At 67.2% G+C, this 15,524-nt stretch carries 13 protein-coding genes; 7 read left to right on the top strand and 6 right to left on the bottom strand.

Annotation, left to right across the window (positions count from 1 at the left end; translation table 11 throughout):
• Positions 1-137: 137 nt before the first annotated feature.
• From ABC347_RS06505 to hslV, 6 genes are all read right to left on the bottom strand, one after another.
• Positions 138-1,706 carry a M56 family metallopeptidase gene (locus ABC347_RS06505; protein ID WP_413244920.1) on the bottom strand — a complete coding sequence of 523 codons (1,569 nt, stop codon included), beginning with the start codon at positions 1,704-1,706 and terminating at the stop codon, positions 138-140.
• Positions 1,703-2,071 carry a BlaI/MecI/CopY family transcriptional regulator gene (locus ABC347_RS06500; protein ID WP_413244919.1) on the bottom strand — a complete coding sequence of 123 codons (369 nt, stop codon included), beginning with the start codon at positions 2,069-2,071 and terminating at the stop codon, positions 1,703-1,705. The genes ABC347_RS06505 and ABC347_RS06500 overlap by 4 nt, the downstream gene beginning before the upstream one ends.
• Before the next feature lie 68 nt (positions 2,072-2,139).
• On the bottom strand, positions 2,140-3,438 hold the full coding sequence (hslU, locus tag ABC347_RS06495; RefSeq protein ID WP_413244918.1) for an ATP-dependent protease ATPase subunit HslU: 1,299 nt from the start codon (positions 3,436-3,438) through the stop codon (positions 2,140-2,142).
• A 57-nt stretch (positions 3,439-3,495) separates the two neighbouring features.
• Positions 3,496-4,590: an FAD-dependent oxidoreductase gene (locus tag ABC347_RS06490; protein WP_413244917.1), complete on the bottom strand. Its 1,095-nt coding sequence runs from the start codon at positions 4,588-4,590 to the stop codon at positions 3,496-3,498.
• Complete coding sequence (locus ABC347_RS06485; RefSeq protein ID WP_413244916.1) at positions 4,581-5,627, bottom strand: aldo/keto reductase; 1,047 nt, start codon at positions 5,625-5,627, stop codon at positions 4,581-4,583. The genes ABC347_RS06490 and ABC347_RS06485 overlap by 10 nt, the downstream gene beginning before the upstream one ends.
• 29 nt (positions 5,628-5,656) lie before the next feature.
• Positions 5,657-6,208, bottom strand: a complete 552-nt coding sequence (gene hslV / locus ABC347_RS06480) for an ATP-dependent protease subunit HslV (RefSeq protein ID WP_413244915.1) — start codon at positions 6,206-6,208, stop codon at positions 5,657-5,659.
• A gap of 317 nt (positions 6,209-6,525) precedes the next feature.
• Here hslV and ABC347_RS06475 point away from each other — a divergent pair, with 317 nt between their 5' ends.
• The 7 genes from ABC347_RS06475 (at position 6,526) to ABC347_RS06445 (ending at position 15,510) form a co-directional block, all read left to right on the top strand.
• On the top strand, positions 6,526-7,929 hold the full coding sequence (locus ABC347_RS06475) for an OprO/OprP family phosphate-selective porin (protein WP_413244914.1): 1,404 nt from the start codon (positions 6,526-6,528) through the stop codon (positions 7,927-7,929).
• A gap of 77 nt (positions 7,930-8,006) precedes the next feature.
• On the top strand, positions 8,007-8,699 hold the full coding sequence (locus ABC347_RS06470; protein ID WP_413244913.1) for an esterase/lipase family protein: 693 nt from the start codon (positions 8,007-8,009) through the stop codon (positions 8,697-8,699).
• 40 nt (positions 8,700-8,739) lie between these two features.
• Positions 8,740-10,962 (top strand): xanthine dehydrogenase family protein molybdopterin-binding subunit, encoded by a 2,223-nt coding sequence (locus tag ABC347_RS06465; RefSeq protein WP_413244912.1) that lies wholly within the window; start codon positions 8,740-8,742, stop codon positions 10,960-10,962.
• Positions 10,959-11,972: a ferrochelatase gene (hemH, locus tag ABC347_RS06460; RefSeq protein ID WP_413244911.1), complete on the top strand. Its 1,014-nt coding sequence runs from the start codon at positions 10,959-10,961 to the stop codon at positions 11,970-11,972. The genes ABC347_RS06465 and hemH overlap by 4 nt, the downstream gene beginning before the upstream one ends.
• A gap of 59 nt (positions 11,973-12,031) precedes the next feature.
• Complete coding sequence (phbB, locus tag ABC347_RS06455; protein WP_413244910.1) at positions 12,032-12,754, top strand: acetoacetyl-CoA reductase; 723 nt, start codon at positions 12,032-12,034, stop codon at positions 12,752-12,754.
• Between the two features lie 29 nt (positions 12,755-12,783).
• On the top strand, positions 12,784-13,026 hold the full coding sequence (locus ABC347_RS06450) for a ribbon-helix-helix domain-containing protein (RefSeq protein WP_413244909.1): 243 nt from the start codon (positions 12,784-12,786) through the stop codon (positions 13,024-13,026).
• 81 nt (positions 13,027-13,107) lie between these two features.
• On the top strand, positions 13,108-15,510 hold the full coding sequence (locus ABC347_RS06445) for a TonB-dependent receptor (protein ID WP_413244908.1): 2,403 nt from the start codon (positions 13,108-13,110) through the stop codon (positions 15,508-15,510).
• Positions 15,511-15,524 lie beyond the last annotated feature (14 nt).

The following is a 15,524-nucleotide window of genomic DNA, read 5'->3' as shown; positions in this document are numbered from 1 at the left end:
GCTGCAGGTTGCCGTTGACGTAAGGGATAATCCTCCTGCCGAGTGCGACAAGCCCTCAGGCGGTTTCGCAGCATGATCCGCGACGGGTGTGGCAATCGCGCCACCCCGTCGCTCCGCCCGATCAGCCGATCAGCCGATCAGTCGGCCAGCGCCTCCGCGCGGGCCCGCGCGGCTTCGGCGCGGGCCTGTGCCGCATCGATCCGTGCGGCCGCCCGGGCGGCACGCGCTTCCGCCATGGCTTCTGCATGGGCGCGGCGACCTTCGGCAAGCCCAATCGCACGAGCCTGCGCCCCGATCGCGCGCGCCTGTTCGGCCATCGCCAGCGCTTCGGCGCGATCGGGCGCGGCACGGCGGGCGACTTCCGCCGCACGCAGCGCGCGGGTGACCTGGCCATCGATATCGGCGCGGTCGATCTCATCCCGGATCTGGCGATCGAGAGCCGGACCAAACTCCGCCGAGCTGACCGGCGGCAGGCCGCGTGCGGCCAGGGCGCGATCGGCACGCGCGCGGCTGCGATCGGCCACGATCCGGGCGCGGTCGGCACGGGCCAGCGCACGGTCGGCGCGGGCCATCGCCTGATCGGCAGCGGCGCGGGCCCGGTCGCCGGCGGCGATCGGCGTGACCGGCGTGACCGGCGCGGCGATCGCGGGGGGAGAGATCGGGGCGACAGGGGCGACGGGGGCGATCGGGGCGAGCGGCGGCATCGGCTCGATCGGAGCCATCGGTGCCAGCGGCGGGATCGGCACCGGCGGCAGCGTGGAGGCGCTGGCGGCCAGCCCGCCTGCAACCATCGTCAGCGCCAGCGCATAGCCGATGGCGCGCGGGCCGCGGCCACGCCGGGCGATCATGATCTGCATCCGCCGCTTCAGCGCTTCACCATGGCTGAGCGCGCAGGCGGCGCTTGCCGATCGCGAGGCGGCCGATTTCAGGATCGCGGTGCCATAGGCGGCACGGCGGTCGCTGCTTTCGGCATCCAGCACGGTCGTGTCGCAGGCGGCTTCCTGGTCGTCGCGGAAGGCGCGATAGGCGAAATGGGCGACCGGGTTGAACCAGTGCAGCGAAAGCAGCGCCAGCGCGACGAAATTGGCGGCCAGATCACCGCGGCAGTGATGCGCGGTCTCATGCGCCAGCGCCAGCCGGCGCTCCTCCGGCGTGAAGCGGATCGTGAAGTCGGCGGGCAGCAGGATCCGGCGATGCATCAGGCCGGTCGCCATCGGGCCATCGACCGCGGGGCAGATATGGATATCAATGCCGGCCGCGCGGGTCAGTCGGTGGGATCCATCCAGTGCAGATCGCACGAAGCGGCGATAGGTCAGGATTTGCCAGCCGAAGAACAACGCGGCGCCGGCCAGCCAGACCACGATCAGCGGGGTCGCCCAGTCGACCGGAGGGGCGATCGCGGCAGCGTCGAGGGCAGGCAGCGCGGCATCGGTCATCGGCACCGCAGCAGTTGCCGCGCTAGTGATCGCCGCATCGGACAGAATGCCGACCCCCACCGCCGGATCGAACGTGATGCCATTGCCAAACGGCAGCCAGCCGGCCGGAACCGGCGGCAGCATCATCCGCAGCAATGGCAGCAGCCAGAGCGCATAAGCGGCCTTCGCCCCGAACGCGCGGGCAACGGGGCCGCGCGCGGCCAGCGCCAGCATCAGCAGGAGCGTCGTCGCGACCAGCGTGCCGCCGGCCCATTCCGAAAAGCTGCTCATGACTTGAGATCCTTCAGCAAGGCCTCGAGATCGGCGATGTCCTTCGCCGAAAGCCGGTTCTGCCCGGCCAGATGCGCGACCAGCGGGGCGGCGCGGCCGCCGAACAGCCGATCGACCAGCTTGCGCGATTCCTGCGTCACGTAATCCTCGCGGCGCACGGCGGGCCTGTACAGATAGCGCCGGCCGTCCTCTTCATGCGCGAGGGCCCCCTTGGCGAGCAGGCGACCGAGCATGGTCTTGACGGTGCGGTCGCTCCAGCCCCTGGCCGGATCGATCCGCTCGGTCACGTCGCTGGCGGTGAGCGGGGCGTCCGCCCACAGCACCTCCATAATCGCATGCTCGGCTTCGCTGATTCGCTCGGACATCGCACCCTCTAGTGACTACGCTTGTAGTCTTAAGCGATTACAAGCGTAGTCGTCAAGCGTGTCGGCGGTCAGAGGATATATTTGCTGAGGTCGGTGTTGCGGGCCACTTCCTTCAGCTGGGCATCGACATAGGCCGCATCGACGGTGACGGTCTGGCCGCCGCGATCCTCTGCATCGAAGCTGACATCCTCGAGGAGCTTCTCCATCACGGTCGAAAGCCGGCGCGCGCCGATATTCTCGACCTGCCCATTCACTTCGGCCGCGGTGCGGGCGATCGCGCGGATGCCGTCGTCTGTGAAGTCGATCGTCACGCCCTCCGTGCCGATCAGCGCGCGATATTGTTCGGTAAGCGAGGCGCGCGTGTCTTTCAGGATGCGCACGAAATCATCTTCGGTCAGCGCGGTCAGCTCGACCCGGATGGGCAGCCGGCCCTGCAGCTCGGGCAGCAGGTCGCTGGGCTTGGCGACGTGGAAGGCACCCGACGCGATGAACAGGATATGGTCGGTCTTCATCGGCCCATATTTCGTGGCGACGGTGGTGCCTTCGATCAGGGGCAGCAGATCGCGCTGCACGCCTTCGCGGCTAACCGATCCGCCGCGCACGTCGCTGACCGCGATCTTGTCGATCTCGTCCAGGAAGACGATGCCGTTCGCCTCCGCGTCGGCCAGCGCGGATCGGCTGACTTCATCCTGATCGAGCCGCTTGTCGGCCTCCTCGTCGACCAGCTTGGTCCAGGCCGCCCGCACCGGCAGCTTGCGCCGCTTCATCCGGCCGCCACCCAGCTTGCCGAGCATGTCGCCAAGGTTGATCATGCCGATCTGGCCACCCATGCCAGGGATCTCCATCGGCGCCCCGCCCGAATCCTCGAGTTCGAGCTCGATCTCTCGATCGTCGAGATGGCCGTCGCGGAACCGCTGGGTGAAGGAGGCGCGGGTCGCCTCGCTGGCGTCCTTGCCGACGAGCGCGTCGAGCAGGCGAGCAAGTGCGGCTTCCTCGGCCTTGTCCTTCACTGCCGCGCGGCGACGCTCCTTTTCCAGCCGCACCGCTTCCTCGACCAGATCGCGCGCGATCTGCTCGACATCGCGGCCGACATAGCCGACCTCGGTGAACTTGGTGGCTTCCACCTTCACGAACGGTGCGTCGGCCAGCTTCGCGAGGCGGCGGCTGATCTCGGTCTTGCCGCAGCCGGTGGGGCCGATCATCAGGATGTTCTTGGGCGAAACCTCGTCGCGCAGGTCATCGCCCAGCCGTTGCCGGCGCCAGCGATTGCGCAGCGCCACCGCCACCGCGCGCTTGGCGGCGGACTGGCCGACGATATGGGCATCGAGCGCGGCGACGATCGCCTTCGGGGTCAGGGAGCTGTTCATCGGCCTCTGTGGGGAAGGGGAGGGGAAAGCGGCATATCGGTGCGCGGGCCCGCGCGATCAACAGCGCCAGCCAGCCTGGAAGTCTCGGTGCCGCTCGACGATGCGGGCGATCGCGGCGGGGTCCGGCTCGGCCCGCCACTCGCCACGTTCATAGGTGCCGCCCAGCAGGATGCCGTCCGCGCGCGGGAACATGTATCCGGCGCGCCCGGTATAGGCATATTGCACCTCGGGCTGCGGCAGCAGCACTGCCAGCTGGCCACGGACCGGCATGATCTCCGTATCGCCGAACAGCGCGCCTGCGCCGAGCCCGGTGCAATTGAACACCAGCCGCTCGGGCAGCGCGGCGACATCGGCAGGCGTCGCGAACCGGCGTACCCGCACCGCGCCTCCCGCCACCTGCACGTCGCGCAGCATCTGGCGCAGATAGCGGCCGGTTTCTACGTATAGGATGTTATAGCGGACGACGCGCTCGATTGGCATCGGATGCTCGTCGGGACGCAGCGCCCGACGGTCGGGAAAGCCGGGCACGGGGGTGGTGATCGTGCCGTCGCTGCCCTGATCATAAGTCGGCAGCCAGCGGATGCCGTAATCATCGCCGATCATGATCTGCAGGCGGCGGCGGGTATAGTCGGCCGCCGCTTCGGATCGCGCGACGAAGCCGGCATCGACCCGATCCTCTTCATAATGGCCGTAGGCGAGGATTTGGCCGCCAGCGATGTTTGATGTCGTGTGCGGCGGCAGCGCTTCTGCATAGAGCGTGACGGGCAAGCCCGCCTCCTGCACCAGCCGTGCGGTGGAAAGCGCCATCACGCCCGCGCCCAGCACCGCCACCGGCCCGCTATGGCCGGGCAGGCCCAGCGCGACCGCTTCGCGCGACGATCCCCAGCTCAGCGAAATGCCGGCACCGCCATGGCCGTAATTGTGGACGATGCGCTTGTCCGCCAGCGGCTCGACCGCGACCCGATATCCGCTCGGGCGGAACGGGCGCAGCCCGGCGACGGTGCGGATCACGCGATCGGCGGAGACGTTCACGCGCGGCAGGCAAGAGGGGGCGGCGATTGCGGTGGCGCGGCCGCCGGTCGTCGCGCAGCCCGGCAGCGCCAGCGCCGCAGCCCCGCCGATCAGCTCACGCCGGGCAAGTCTCAGCGCCATGTCGGCACATCGGGATCGAGCGCGGCCGCATAGGGTTGATCGGCCAGGTTCGGGCGGAACCAAGCCGGATAATGGGGCGCATAGCCGGTGGCGGCGTCGAGCGCGGCGATCGCCTCGTCATCCAGCACGAAATCCGCCGCACCGAGATTATCCGCCAGCTGGTGCTGCTTCGATGCGCCCAGCAGCACGCTCGTCACCTGCGGGCGCGACAGCAGCCAGGCGATCGCCAGCTGCGCGACCGAAAGCCCGCGCGCGTCGGCTAGCGGGCGCATCAGATCGACCAGCGCCATGCCCTTGTCGGTATCGACCGGCAGCAGCCGGAAAGTGGCGAGCCGGTTGGCTGGGTCCTCGAGCGCGGCGCGATCATATTTGCCGGACAGCAGGCCGAACGACAGCGGGCTCCACACCGTCAGCCCAAGGCCGTAACGCTGCATCGCGGGCATGATCTCGCGTTCCACATCACGGCACAGCAGCGAATAATGCATCTGGCCATGGCTGAATTTCGCCCAGCCATTGGCCTTCTGCAGCTCCAGCGCGGCCGCGATCCGCCAGGCGGGCCAGTTCGAAAAACCGATGTAGCGCGCCTTGCCCGACCGCACGACTTGGTCGAACGCCTCCAACGTCTCCTCGAGCGGCGCGTAAGGGTCTTCGACGTGGGCGATGTAGACATCGATCCAATCGGTGCCGAGCCGCTTCAGGCTCTCGTCGACCGAACGCAGGATGTGGCGGCGATTGAGCCCCGCCTGCGCCAGCGGCTCGCCCGACCGGATGCCGCACTTCGTAGCGATCACCACGTCTTTCCGCCGCGCGCCCAGTGCCTGACCCAGCATCTCTTCGGACTGGCCGGCGGCATAAACGTCGGCCGTATCGAAGAAGTTGATGCCGGCATCGAGCGCGTGGCCGACCAGTTCGTCCGCCTCGGCCGCTTGGGTCTTGTAGACGGCGGGGATGCGGTCGTCGCCCGAGGTGAAGGTCATCGCCCCGAATGCCAGCCGCGATACGGCCAGGCCGGTATTGCCCAGCAAGGTGTAGCGCATCCGATCTCCCCTTTGGATGATGCCGCCGGTCAGCCCGCGGTGTCGAGCGTCTCGATGGTCAGCTGGTCGTTGGTATAGACGCAGACATCGGCGGCGATCTTCATCGCCTTGCGGCAGATCGTCTCGGCATCCGATTCATACTCGTTGATGGCCCGGGCCGCGGCGAGCGCAAAATTGCCGCCCGATCCGATCGCGGCGATCCCTTCCAGCGGTTCCAGCACATCGCCGTTGCCGGTCAGGATCAACGTCACGTCCTTGTCCGCGACGATCATCATCGCTTCCAGGTTGCGCAGATATTTGTCGGTGCGCCAGTCCTTCGCCAGCTCCACGGCAGCGCGCATCAGCTGGCCGTTGTGGCGCTCCAGCTTGGCTTCCAGCCGCTCGAACAGGGTGAAGGCATCGGCGGTGGCACCAGCGAACCCGCCGATCACGCTGCCATCATGCAGGCGGCGCACTTTGCGGGCGTTGGGCTTCATCACCGTCTGCCCCATCGATACCTGCCCGTCGCCGACCACGACCGCCTTGCCGCCCTTGCGCACCGACAGAATCGTGGTGCCGTGCCATGTCATCGAATCGCTCATGCTGATCCCGTACTGGTTAGGTCCGCGATATGGGATGCGGGGCGGCGCGCGCAATCGGGCCGCGCTGAGGTCGCTGGAAGCGCAACTGCGGCAAGGCGAAGCAAAAGCATATACTCTACCAATCAGATTGAGTTATTATTGGTCCGTGTTCGATTGCTGCCCGCATCGGCAATCGTCCCCGCAACCGCCCAATGCTGACTCCCTTGGGCACCACTGCGGCCCGGCCCCCGTGCCGGGCCGCCCCTTTTTACAGGCTGGCATCGCACGCGATCCACCGTTAGCTGCGCGGTCAGGATACGGGTGGGGCGGTACCGGCAATGCGAAAGATGCTTCTGGGCGTCGCGGCCTGCGCTCTCTTGCCATCGCCACTCTTTGCCCAGGCGGCGCCCGATGCCGCCGCGATCCTCGACCGGCTGAACGCGCTTGAAGCCAAGGTGGCAAGGCTCGAAGCGCGCAACCGCGAGCTGGAAGCCGCCGCGGCCGCGCCGACTGCCCCACCGGCCGCGCTGCCCGCGCCGCAGGAAGCGCGACTGGCGAAGGTCGAGCGGCAGGTCGATGCTCTGCCCCGCTTCAAGCTGGGAGTGGCACCCTTGATCGAAAGCGCCGACAAGAGCTTCTCGTTCAAGCCGCGCGGCATGATCCATCTCGACTGGGCGAACTACGACCAGCGTCGCGGCGGATATGATTTTAACAACGGCACCGACATCCGCCGTGGCCGGTTCGGCTTCGAAGGCGTGTTCGCGCGCGATTTCGCCTGGCGGATCGACGCCGAATATGTGCGCAACTCGGTCAGCATCCTCGATGCCTATCTTCAATATACCGCGATCCCCGGCGTGCAGATCACGGTCGGCCAGCACAAGACTCCGCAGGGGCTGGAGCCGAACACATCCGATACCGCCAACACCTTTGCCGAACGCGGCATGTTCACCAACGCGTTTGGCGCCGTGGGGGCGGAACGGCGCGAAGGGGTGAGCATCTTCTATGGCGAGGAGCGGTTCACGGCCGCGATCGGCGTGTTCGGATCGGGAGAAGCGGTGACCCGCGAGCCCGGCACGCCCGACGAGGCTTATGGCGTCAATGCGCGGGTGACGTTCGATCCGATCTTGCAGCCCGGCCGCATCCTGCATGTCGGCGCATCGGCGTTCGAGGTGCGCGCGCTGGCCGAAAACAGCGTGACGGTCGCCGATCGCCCCAGCAGCCGAGTCGACAATGGCCGCATCGTCAGCGCGACAGTACCGGATGCCCGGCTGGCCGACTATTATGCGGTCGAGGCAGTCGGCGTGCTCGGGCCGGCATCGCTGCAGGGCGAATATGGCCGGCTCAGGATCCAGCGCGGCGGCGGGCTGCCTGCGGTCGAATTTGCCGGCTTCTACCTGTTCGGCAGCCTGTTCCTGACCGGGGAGACGCGGGTGGTGAAGGGCGGCGTGATGGAACGGGTGAGGCCGAGGAACGATTTCTCGGCCGGCGAATCACTCGGCGCATTTGAACTCGCTCTACGCTACGACCGGCTGGATCTGACCGATCGTGGTTTCTCGCCGCTGCCGCGCGTCGCAACCAGCTGGACCGGCGCGGTCAACTGGTACCTCAATCCCAATTTGCGGCTGGCGGTGAACTATATCCGCGCGAAGGGCACCAATTCGCCGCTGGTCGCCGATCCGCCGATCGATGGCACCACCGCAAAGGTGGACGTGCTGCAGACTAGGCTTCAGTTCGACTTCTGACCGCCCGCATCTTTCGCGGGAACAGGCAGGCCTGGCGGCCGTTGGCGTGATCGCGCCGATGGTGTAACAGGACTGTCATGAAAGCAGTTATTGACGATCAGGTTGTGATCCCGAGCTTCGGGCGACTGCTGCGCGAGGCCGGTGCGCTGGTCCACTTCGCCCGCCGCTTCCGCTCGGCCGCCGGCCGAGCACCGGGCTGCGCCAACGGGCGCGCGGTGATGGTGATCCCGGGCTTCCTGGCGAGCGATCTTTCCACCACCCATCTGCGCGGCGCGCTGGCCGAAGCTGGCTATGCGGCGCATGGCTGGGACATGGGCGCCAATCTGGGAGCGCGCGCCGATACGCTTGAAAGGTTGGCGGCGCGATTGGATGCGGTCGCAGCGGACGGAGCGCCGGTTTCTCTGGTCGGCTGGAGCCTAGGCGGCCTCTATGCCCGCGAACTGGCCAAGCTGCGGCCGGAGCAGATCGACCGGGTGGTGACGCTGGGCAGCCCCTTCTCGGGCAATCCCCGCGGTAACCATGCGTGGCGGCTGTACGAACTGGTCAGCGGCCACAAGGTCGATCGGCCGCCCATCGCAGTGCGCACGGCCGAAAAGCCGCCCGTGCCGACTTGGGCGTTTTGGAGCGCCGAGGACGGCGTGGTCGCCCCCGCCTGCGCGCGCGGGCAGGCGCATGAGCGCGATTTCGCGGTCGAACTGGCATGCCGGCATCTCGGTTTCGTCAGCGATCCGGTCGCGATCGCAGCGATCCTGAAGGCTTTGGCCGCCTGAGCCCTTTTCAGCGGGGCGAACCGCCTCTATCGCGGCTGCGATGGGCACCGCGATCTCGCGCCGGAAATTGCTGGTCGGCGGCGGCGCGGGCGTCGGGCTGATCCTTGCCTGGGCTGTATGGCCGCGGGACTATCGTCCCAACCTCGTCGCATCGCCCGGCGAACATGTCGCCAATGCTTTCCTGAAGATCGGCGAGGACGGCCGCATCGTCGTGATCGTCCCGCAGGCGGAAATGGGGCAGGGCGTCTGGACCGCGCTGCCGCAGATCCTGGCCGATGAGTTGGGCGCAGACTGGCGCACGGTGGCGGTCGAGCCCGCGCCGATCAATCCGCTCTACGCCAATGATTTCCTGCTGACCGAAGCGGCCGGTGAGGCACTGCCATCCGCGCTGGCCGGGGTGGGTCGCTGGGCGGCGCGTGAAATTGCGGTCCGATCGGCTTTCATGCTGACGGGGGGATCGACGTCGATCCGCGGTTTCGAACGCCGCTTCGCCGAAGCCGGCGCCGCAGCGCGCGCGATGCTGTGCATGGCCGCCGGCAAGCGCTGGAACGCGGATTGGGCGGCGCTGGACACGGCTGCAGGCTTCGTCACGCGCGGCGATGAGAAATTACGCTTCGCCGAACTTGCTGCCGAAGCGGCTGGCATGGAGCCACCTGCCGACGTGCCGTTGCGGGGGCCGCGGCCGGGCGGGCTCAGCGGACAATCGCTGCCGCGGCTTGATCTGCCGGCCAAGGTCGACGGGTCGATCCGCTTCGCCGGCGATGTGCGGCTGCGGGACATGCTCTATGCATCGGTGCGCGGCGGCCCGGTCGGGGGTGCTGCGGTGCTGGAGACGGCGGTCAGCGACAATGCCGATGCGGTGGCGGGCGTGGTTGCGGTGATCCGCACGCCCGGATGGGTCGCCGCGGTCGCGAACAGCTGGTGGGCCGCCAACCGATCGCTCGACCTGATCGAACCAAGCTTCGCCACCCGCGGGCCGCGCGCCGACGATGCCGCGGTCGACAAGGCGCTGGCGGCAGCGCTGGACGGCGAAGGCGGCCGGTTCGCCAGTGCGGGTGACCTGGCGGCGGTGTTTAAGGGCGCGACGCTGATCCGCGCCGATTACAGCGTGCCGTTCGCTCCGCATGCCGCGATCGAGCCGCTGGTCGCTACCGCGCGCGTCCAATCGGACCGGACGGAAGTCTGGGCGCCGACCCAGGCGCCCGGCGTGATGCGTGATGCCGTCGCGCGCGCGCTGGAACTGCCGGTGGGCGCGGTCACGATCTATCCGATGCCGATCGGCGGCGGCTTCGGTCGCAAGGTGGATGTCGACGCGGCGGTGCAGGCGGCGCTCATCGCACGGCAGGTGCGCCGCCCGATCCAGCTGATGTGGAGCCGCGCCGAAGAGCTGCAGCAAGGCCGGCACCGGCCGCCGGCGATGGCGCGGATGGCGGCACGGCTGGCCCCCGATGGCGCGATCCTGGGATGGCAGGCGAAGATCGCGACTCCGTCCACCGGAGCCGAGCTTGCCGGCCGCTGGTTCCCGTCGCTGCCCGCCGATCCATCGGCGGCAGAGGCTGCAGCGGTCGATGGCGCCCGCCCACCCTATGCGATCCCGGCGCTCGCGATCGATCATCATCCCGCCATGCTTGGCATCCCGACCGGCATGTGGCGATCGGTGGCGCACAGCTACACCGCATTCTTCACCGAGAGCTTCGTTGACGAGCTGGCCCGCCATGCCGGGGTCGATCCATTCGGCTATCGCATGCGGATGCTGGGTGGGCAGACGCGCCTGGCGCACTGTCTGGCCACGGTCACCGCGCTCGGCGGCTGGGAGGGCGGGGTATCGGGCAGCGGGCAGGGCATTGCCTGCCACTCCAGCTTCGGCAGCCATGTCGCGCTGCTGGCAGACGTCCGCGTGACCAAGGAGCAGGCGATCCGCGTGGACAAGGTGACCGCAGTCGTCGATTGCGGTCGGATGATTAATCCGGGACTGGTTCGCCAGCAGATCGAAGGCGGCATTATCTGGGGCATGGCGGCCGCGCTGGGCGGCGCGATCGGCTATCGCGACGGCATGGTCGACGGGTTCAACCTCGACCGGCTGGCGCTCCCGCGGCTGGCGGAGTGCCCCGAAATCCGGGTCGAGCTGATCCGTAGCAGCGCGGCGCCGGGCGGCGTCGGCGAAATCGCGGTGCCGCCGGTGGCGCCGGCGATCGCCAATGCGCTGGTCACGCTGGGCGGCCGCCGACTGCGCACGCTGCCATTGGCGATCGGCGGCGCATGATCCCGCCCGATCATCCCCCGGTCGCCGGCCCGCGCGTCGGCGTGCTCCTGATCAATCTCGGCACGCCGGACGGACCGGATGTCGCCTCGGTGAAGCGTTATCTCGCGGAATTCCTGTCGGATCGCCGGGTGGTGGAGATTCCGCCGATCGCCTGGCAGCCAATCCTGCGCGGCATCGTGCTGAACACCAGGCCCAAGAAATCCGCCCACGCCTATGCACAGGTCTGGCGGCCGGACGGATCGCCGCTCGCCGCCATCACGAAGGCGCAATCGGCGGCACTGCAGGGCGTTTTCGGCCCACATGTCACCGTCGATTGGGCGATGCGTTACGGCCAGCCATCGATCCCGGATCGGATCGCGGCGCTGAAGGCTGCCGGGTGCGAGCGCATCCTGCTCGCGCCGCTCTATCCGCAATATTGCGCGGCGACGACGGCAACCGCGAACGATCAGGCGTTCGCGGCGCTCGCCCGCATGCGCTGGCAGCCGGCGATCCGCACGCTGCCGCCCTATCACGACGATCCGGCCTATATCGACGCGCTGGCCAGCACGATCCGCGACGGGATCGCGGCGCTGGATTTCGTGCCCGATACGCTGGTCGCCAGTTTTCATGGTATGCCGCAGCGCACCCTGGAGCTCGGCGATCCTTACCACTGCCACTGCCAGAAGACTGCCCGGCTGCTGGGTGAAGCGCTCGGCCGCAAGCTGGTGGTGACCTTCCAGTCCCGCTTCGGCCGCGCGCGGTGGCTGGAGCCCGCGACCGATACCGTGCTCGCCGCGCTGCCCGGCCAGGAGGTGAAGCGGGTCGCGATCTTCGCGCCGGGCTTCTCGGCCGACTGCCTGGAAACGCTCGAGGAGCTCGCGATCCGCGGTCGCGAAACCTTCATCGAAGCGGGCGGCACCGACTTCGCCTATCTGCCGTGCCTGAACGACAGCGCGGCTGGCCTTCGGATGCTGCGCGCGCTGATCGATCGCGAGCTGTGCGGATGGATCGATCGGCAGGCGGCCGATTGAAGGTTTTTTCGCGCTCGATCCTGCTCTAGGTTGGTGTGAAACAGGCAGGAGAGATCAGAATGGCACGTACCGCAGTGATCACCGGCGGCACCCGCGGGATCGGCGAAGCGATCAGCCTCGCACTGAAGGACATGGGGGTTACCGTCGCGGCGAACTATGCCGGCAACGAGGAGCGTGCCGCCGCCTTCACCCAGCGGACGGGCATCAAGGCGTATCGGTTCGATGTCGCCGATCATGAGGCAGTGCTGGCCGGCTGCCAGCAGATCGAGCAGGAGCTGGGGCCGATCGATATCGTCGTGAACAATGCCGGCATCACGCGCGACGGCACGCTTATGAAGATGAGCTACGATGCCTGGAAGGACGTCATCGACACCAATCTCGGCGGTTGCTTCAACCTGGCCAAGGCGACCTTTGCGGGCATGAAGGACCGTGGTTGGGGCCGCATCGTCAACATCGGATCGATCAATGGCCAGGCCGGCCAATATGGTCAGGTGAACTATGCCGCCGCCAAATCCGGCATCCATGGCTTCACCAAGGCGCTGGCGCAGGAAGGCGCACGGTTCGGCATCACCGTCAACGCGATCGCGCCGGGCTATATCGATACCGACATGGTGGCCGCGGTGCCGCAGGACGTGCTCGCCAAGATCGTCGCCAAGATTCCGGTGGGCCGGCTTGGCCAGGCCGACGAGATCGCGCGTGGCGTTGCGTTTCTCGTCAGCGAAGATGCGGGGTTCGTCACCGGATCGACACTGTCGCTGAATGGCGGACAGCATATGTATTGACGCGGCGCGGGCCGGTGGACGCGCGCGCGATGGCCGGCCCCGTCAAGCGATCGATCACGATTGCAGGCCACCAGACCTCGATTAGCCTGGAGCCGATCTTCTGGGAAGCGCTCGACCGCGCCGCGGTAGAAGAGGCGCTTCCGCTGTCCGCATTGGTCGCACGGATCGATGCAACCCGCATCGCCGATACGCAGCCTGCCAACCTCGCCAGTGCAATCCGAAGCTGGCTTTTTACGCGCCTACTCGATCAATGTGAGAAAGATTCTCATTAAGCGTTGACAGTGAAAATCGTTCGCAATAGCGCCCCCTGACCGGATTGTTTCCGGACTGACATATTCGGATCGGGGGATCTCATGGCTGCTGACGACCGGACCACGCCCGCCTTCCTGGCGCTGTCATGCGTGGGATTCCTTGCGACGGCGACGCCCGCCTTTGCAGCCGAAGACGCCGCCAATGCAGCCGATCAGCAGATTTCGGAACGCGATACGATCGTCGTGACCGCGCAGGAAGCGCGCGAGGTGGAAAGCCCCAAGGCGACCGCGCCGCTGCTGGATACGCCGCAGACGATCACCGTCATAAGCGATCAGGTCTTGCGCAAGCAGAACCTGCTCACGCTGCGCGACGCTCTGGCGACCATTCCCGGCATCACGTTCGGCGCCGGGGAGGGCGGTGGCGGCTATGGCGACTCGATCAACCTACGCGGCTATTCCGCCAACAACGACATCACTGTCGATGGTATTCGCGACAGCGCGCAATATAGCCGCACCGATCCGTTCAACCTGCAGCAGATCGAAGTCTATAACGGCGCGAATTCGGTCTTTAACGGATCGGGATCGGTCGGCGGCACGATCAATCTGGTGTCAAAGGCACCGCAGGCCGACGAACTGACGATCCTCTCAGGCGGAATCGGTACCGACGATTATTATCGTGGCACGATCGACAGCAATCTGCGCGTGTCCGATCTGATAGCGGTCCGGCTCAACGCGATGATCCACCGCAACGATGTGCCGGGCCGCGACGTCGAACGGTTCAAGCGCTGGGGCGTGGCACCGGCGGTCACGATCGGAATCGGTGGCCCTACCAGCCTGACCCTGGCCTATGTGCATCAGGAGGACGACAATACGCCGATCTTCGGGGTGCCCTATTTCCGCAGCCTCGTGAACGATGGAACGCTGGCGGAAGCCGACCTCAGCGATTATTTCGGCTACCGCAACCTGGACGAGCAGAAGATCAAGCTCGACCGGCTGACGGCCACCTTCAGCCACGGCTTTTCGGATGCGGTGAGCGTGCGCAACCTCACCCGCTGGCAGCGCGTCGGCCAATATAGCGTGACGACCGCGCCGCAGGGCACGTTCTGCCTTGCCGAAACCGGCCGCCAGCCGGTCGGCGTGAATGGCAGCGCGACGGTGGGCCTGCCATGTCCGTCCGGTCTGGCACCGGGCAACTGGCAGCCGTCCGGCCCGCGCGGCTTGGTCCGCGACCAGGAGAACCAGTTGCTGTTCAACCAGGCGGATCTGCGGATCGAGACGGGCGAACGTGGTGGCCTGCGCAATACGCTGGTGATCGGCGGCGCGCTGGCCTGGGAGGATTACGCCATCGAGTCCGCATCGCTGCCGCGTACCGCGACGGGCGCTGCCGTGACGCTGCCGATCGAATCGATCGCGAACCCGTCGGGCGTCTATCCGGGCCCGATCAATTATACCGTCACCGCGCGATCGCGCTCATCGACGCACAACCGCGCTGTCTATGCGTTCGACACGTTCGAAATCGGGCCGATGTTCGAGATCAACGGCGGCATTCGCTGGGAACGCAACAGCGCGACCTTCCGTTCGCTGCCGCTGGCATTCTATCCGCCCGGCACCGCGGCGCCGCTGCCGGCGCAGCTCACGCCGCAGCGCAATTCGGAATCGCTCTTTTCCTATCGGGGCGGCCTGGTCTTCAAGCCGGTACGCAACGTCAGCCTCTATGCCGCCTATGGCAATGCCAAGACGCCGTCTTCGGCGACTGTGCGGCTCAGCTGCATCTCGGTATCGGGTACCGTCGTGACCGACAGCTGCGATGTCGCGCCGGAGACTGCGCGCAACTACGAGATCGGTGCGAAGGCCGATCTGTTCGGCGGACTGCAGCTGACTGCGGCGCTGTTCCGCAACGAGCGCAGCAATTTCAGGGTCTCCTCCAACGATCCGGCCAATCCCACGCTGCAGGTGCTGGACGGCAAGTCACGGGTCGACGGGGTCGCGCTGGGCGCAGCGGGGTCGGTGGTCGAGGGCTGGACGCTGTTCGCCAACTACACCTATCTCAAGAGCAGGGTGGTGCAGAGCGTTTCGGACGCGTGCCTGGCCAATCCCGGACGCACGGGCTGCGGCAATTCGGCGGCGCTGCCCGATCCGCAAGCCGGCAATCAGCTGATCCAGACGCCCAAACATTCGGCCAGCCTGTTTACCAGCTATCGCCTGCCGTTCGGTCTGGAGCTGGGCTATGGCTTCACCTATCAAGGCAGCTTCGCGACCAATCAGAGTGTGCTTGCGAACCCGACCCAGTTCCGATCCGACGACTGGATGACGCACCGGCTGTTCCTGTCCTATACGCTGATGGAGGGGCTGACCGCGCAGGTGAATGTGCAGAACCTGTTCGACGAGAAATATCTGCTCAACATCCGCAACAACCTGAACGCCACGACAGGCGCAGTGACGGGGGGTTGGGCCGCGCCGGGCGATCGACGGTCGGCGACCTTCAGCCTGTTCTACAACTTCTGATCGGCCGCATTCGG

It is taken from the genome of Sphingomonas canaveralia (genome assembly GCF_047238125.1).
Lineage (GTDB): Bacteria > Pseudomonadota > Alphaproteobacteria > Sphingomonadales > Sphingomonadaceae > JBDFMH01.
Note: the sequence above shows the minus strand (reverse complement) of the source record. Positions and strands in the feature narration are given on the sequence as shown.

What these genes read in the sequence shown, in the direction of transcription:
- ABC347_RS06505 (WP_413244920.1), bottom strand. Translation starts at nt 1,706, where the DNA reads ATGAGCAGCTTTTCGGAATGGGCCGGCGGCACGCTGGTCGCGACGACG.
- ABC347_RS06500 (WP_413244919.1), bottom strand. Translation starts at nt 2,071, where the DNA reads ATGTCCGAGCGAATCAGCGAAGCCGAGCATGCGATTATGGAGGTGCTG.
- hslU (WP_413244918.1), bottom strand. Translation starts at nt 3,438, where the DNA reads ATGAACAGCTCCCTGACCCCGAAGGCGATCGTCGCCGCGCTCGATGCC.
- ABC347_RS06490 (WP_413244917.1), bottom strand. Translation starts at nt 4,590, where the DNA reads ATGGCGCTGAGACTTGCCCGGCGTGAGCTGATCGGCGGGGCTGCGGCG.
- ABC347_RS06485 (WP_413244916.1), bottom strand. Translation starts at nt 5,627, where the DNA reads ATGCGCTACACCTTGCTGGGCAATACCGGCCTGGCCGTATCGCGGCTG.
- hslV (WP_413244915.1), bottom strand. Translation starts at nt 6,208, where the DNA reads ATGAGCGATTCGATGACATGGCACGGCACCACGATTCTGTCGGTGCGC.
- ABC347_RS06475 (WP_413244914.1), top strand. Translation starts at nt 6,526, where the DNA reads ATGCGAAAGATGCTTCTGGGCGTCGCGGCCTGCGCTCTCTTGCCATCG.
- ABC347_RS06470 (WP_413244913.1), top strand. Translation starts at nt 8,007, where the DNA reads ATGAAAGCAGTTATTGACGATCAGGTTGTGATCCCGAGCTTCGGGCGA.
- ABC347_RS06465 (WP_413244912.1), top strand. Translation starts at nt 8,740, where the DNA reads ATGGGCACCGCGATCTCGCGCCGGAAATTGCTGGTCGGCGGCGGCGCG.
- hemH (WP_413244911.1), top strand. Translation starts at nt 10,959, where the DNA reads ATGATCCCGCCCGATCATCCCCCGGTCGCCGGCCCGCGCGTCGGCGTG.
- phbB (WP_413244910.1), top strand. Translation starts at nt 12,032, where the DNA reads ATGGCACGTACCGCAGTGATCACCGGCGGCACCCGCGGGATCGGCGAA.
- ABC347_RS06450 (WP_413244909.1), top strand. Translation starts at nt 12,784, where the DNA reads ATGGCCGGCCCCGTCAAGCGATCGATCACGATTGCAGGCCACCAGACC.
- ABC347_RS06445 (WP_413244908.1), top strand. Translation starts at nt 13,108, where the DNA reads ATGGCTGCTGACGACCGGACCACGCCCGCCTTCCTGGCGCTGTCATGC.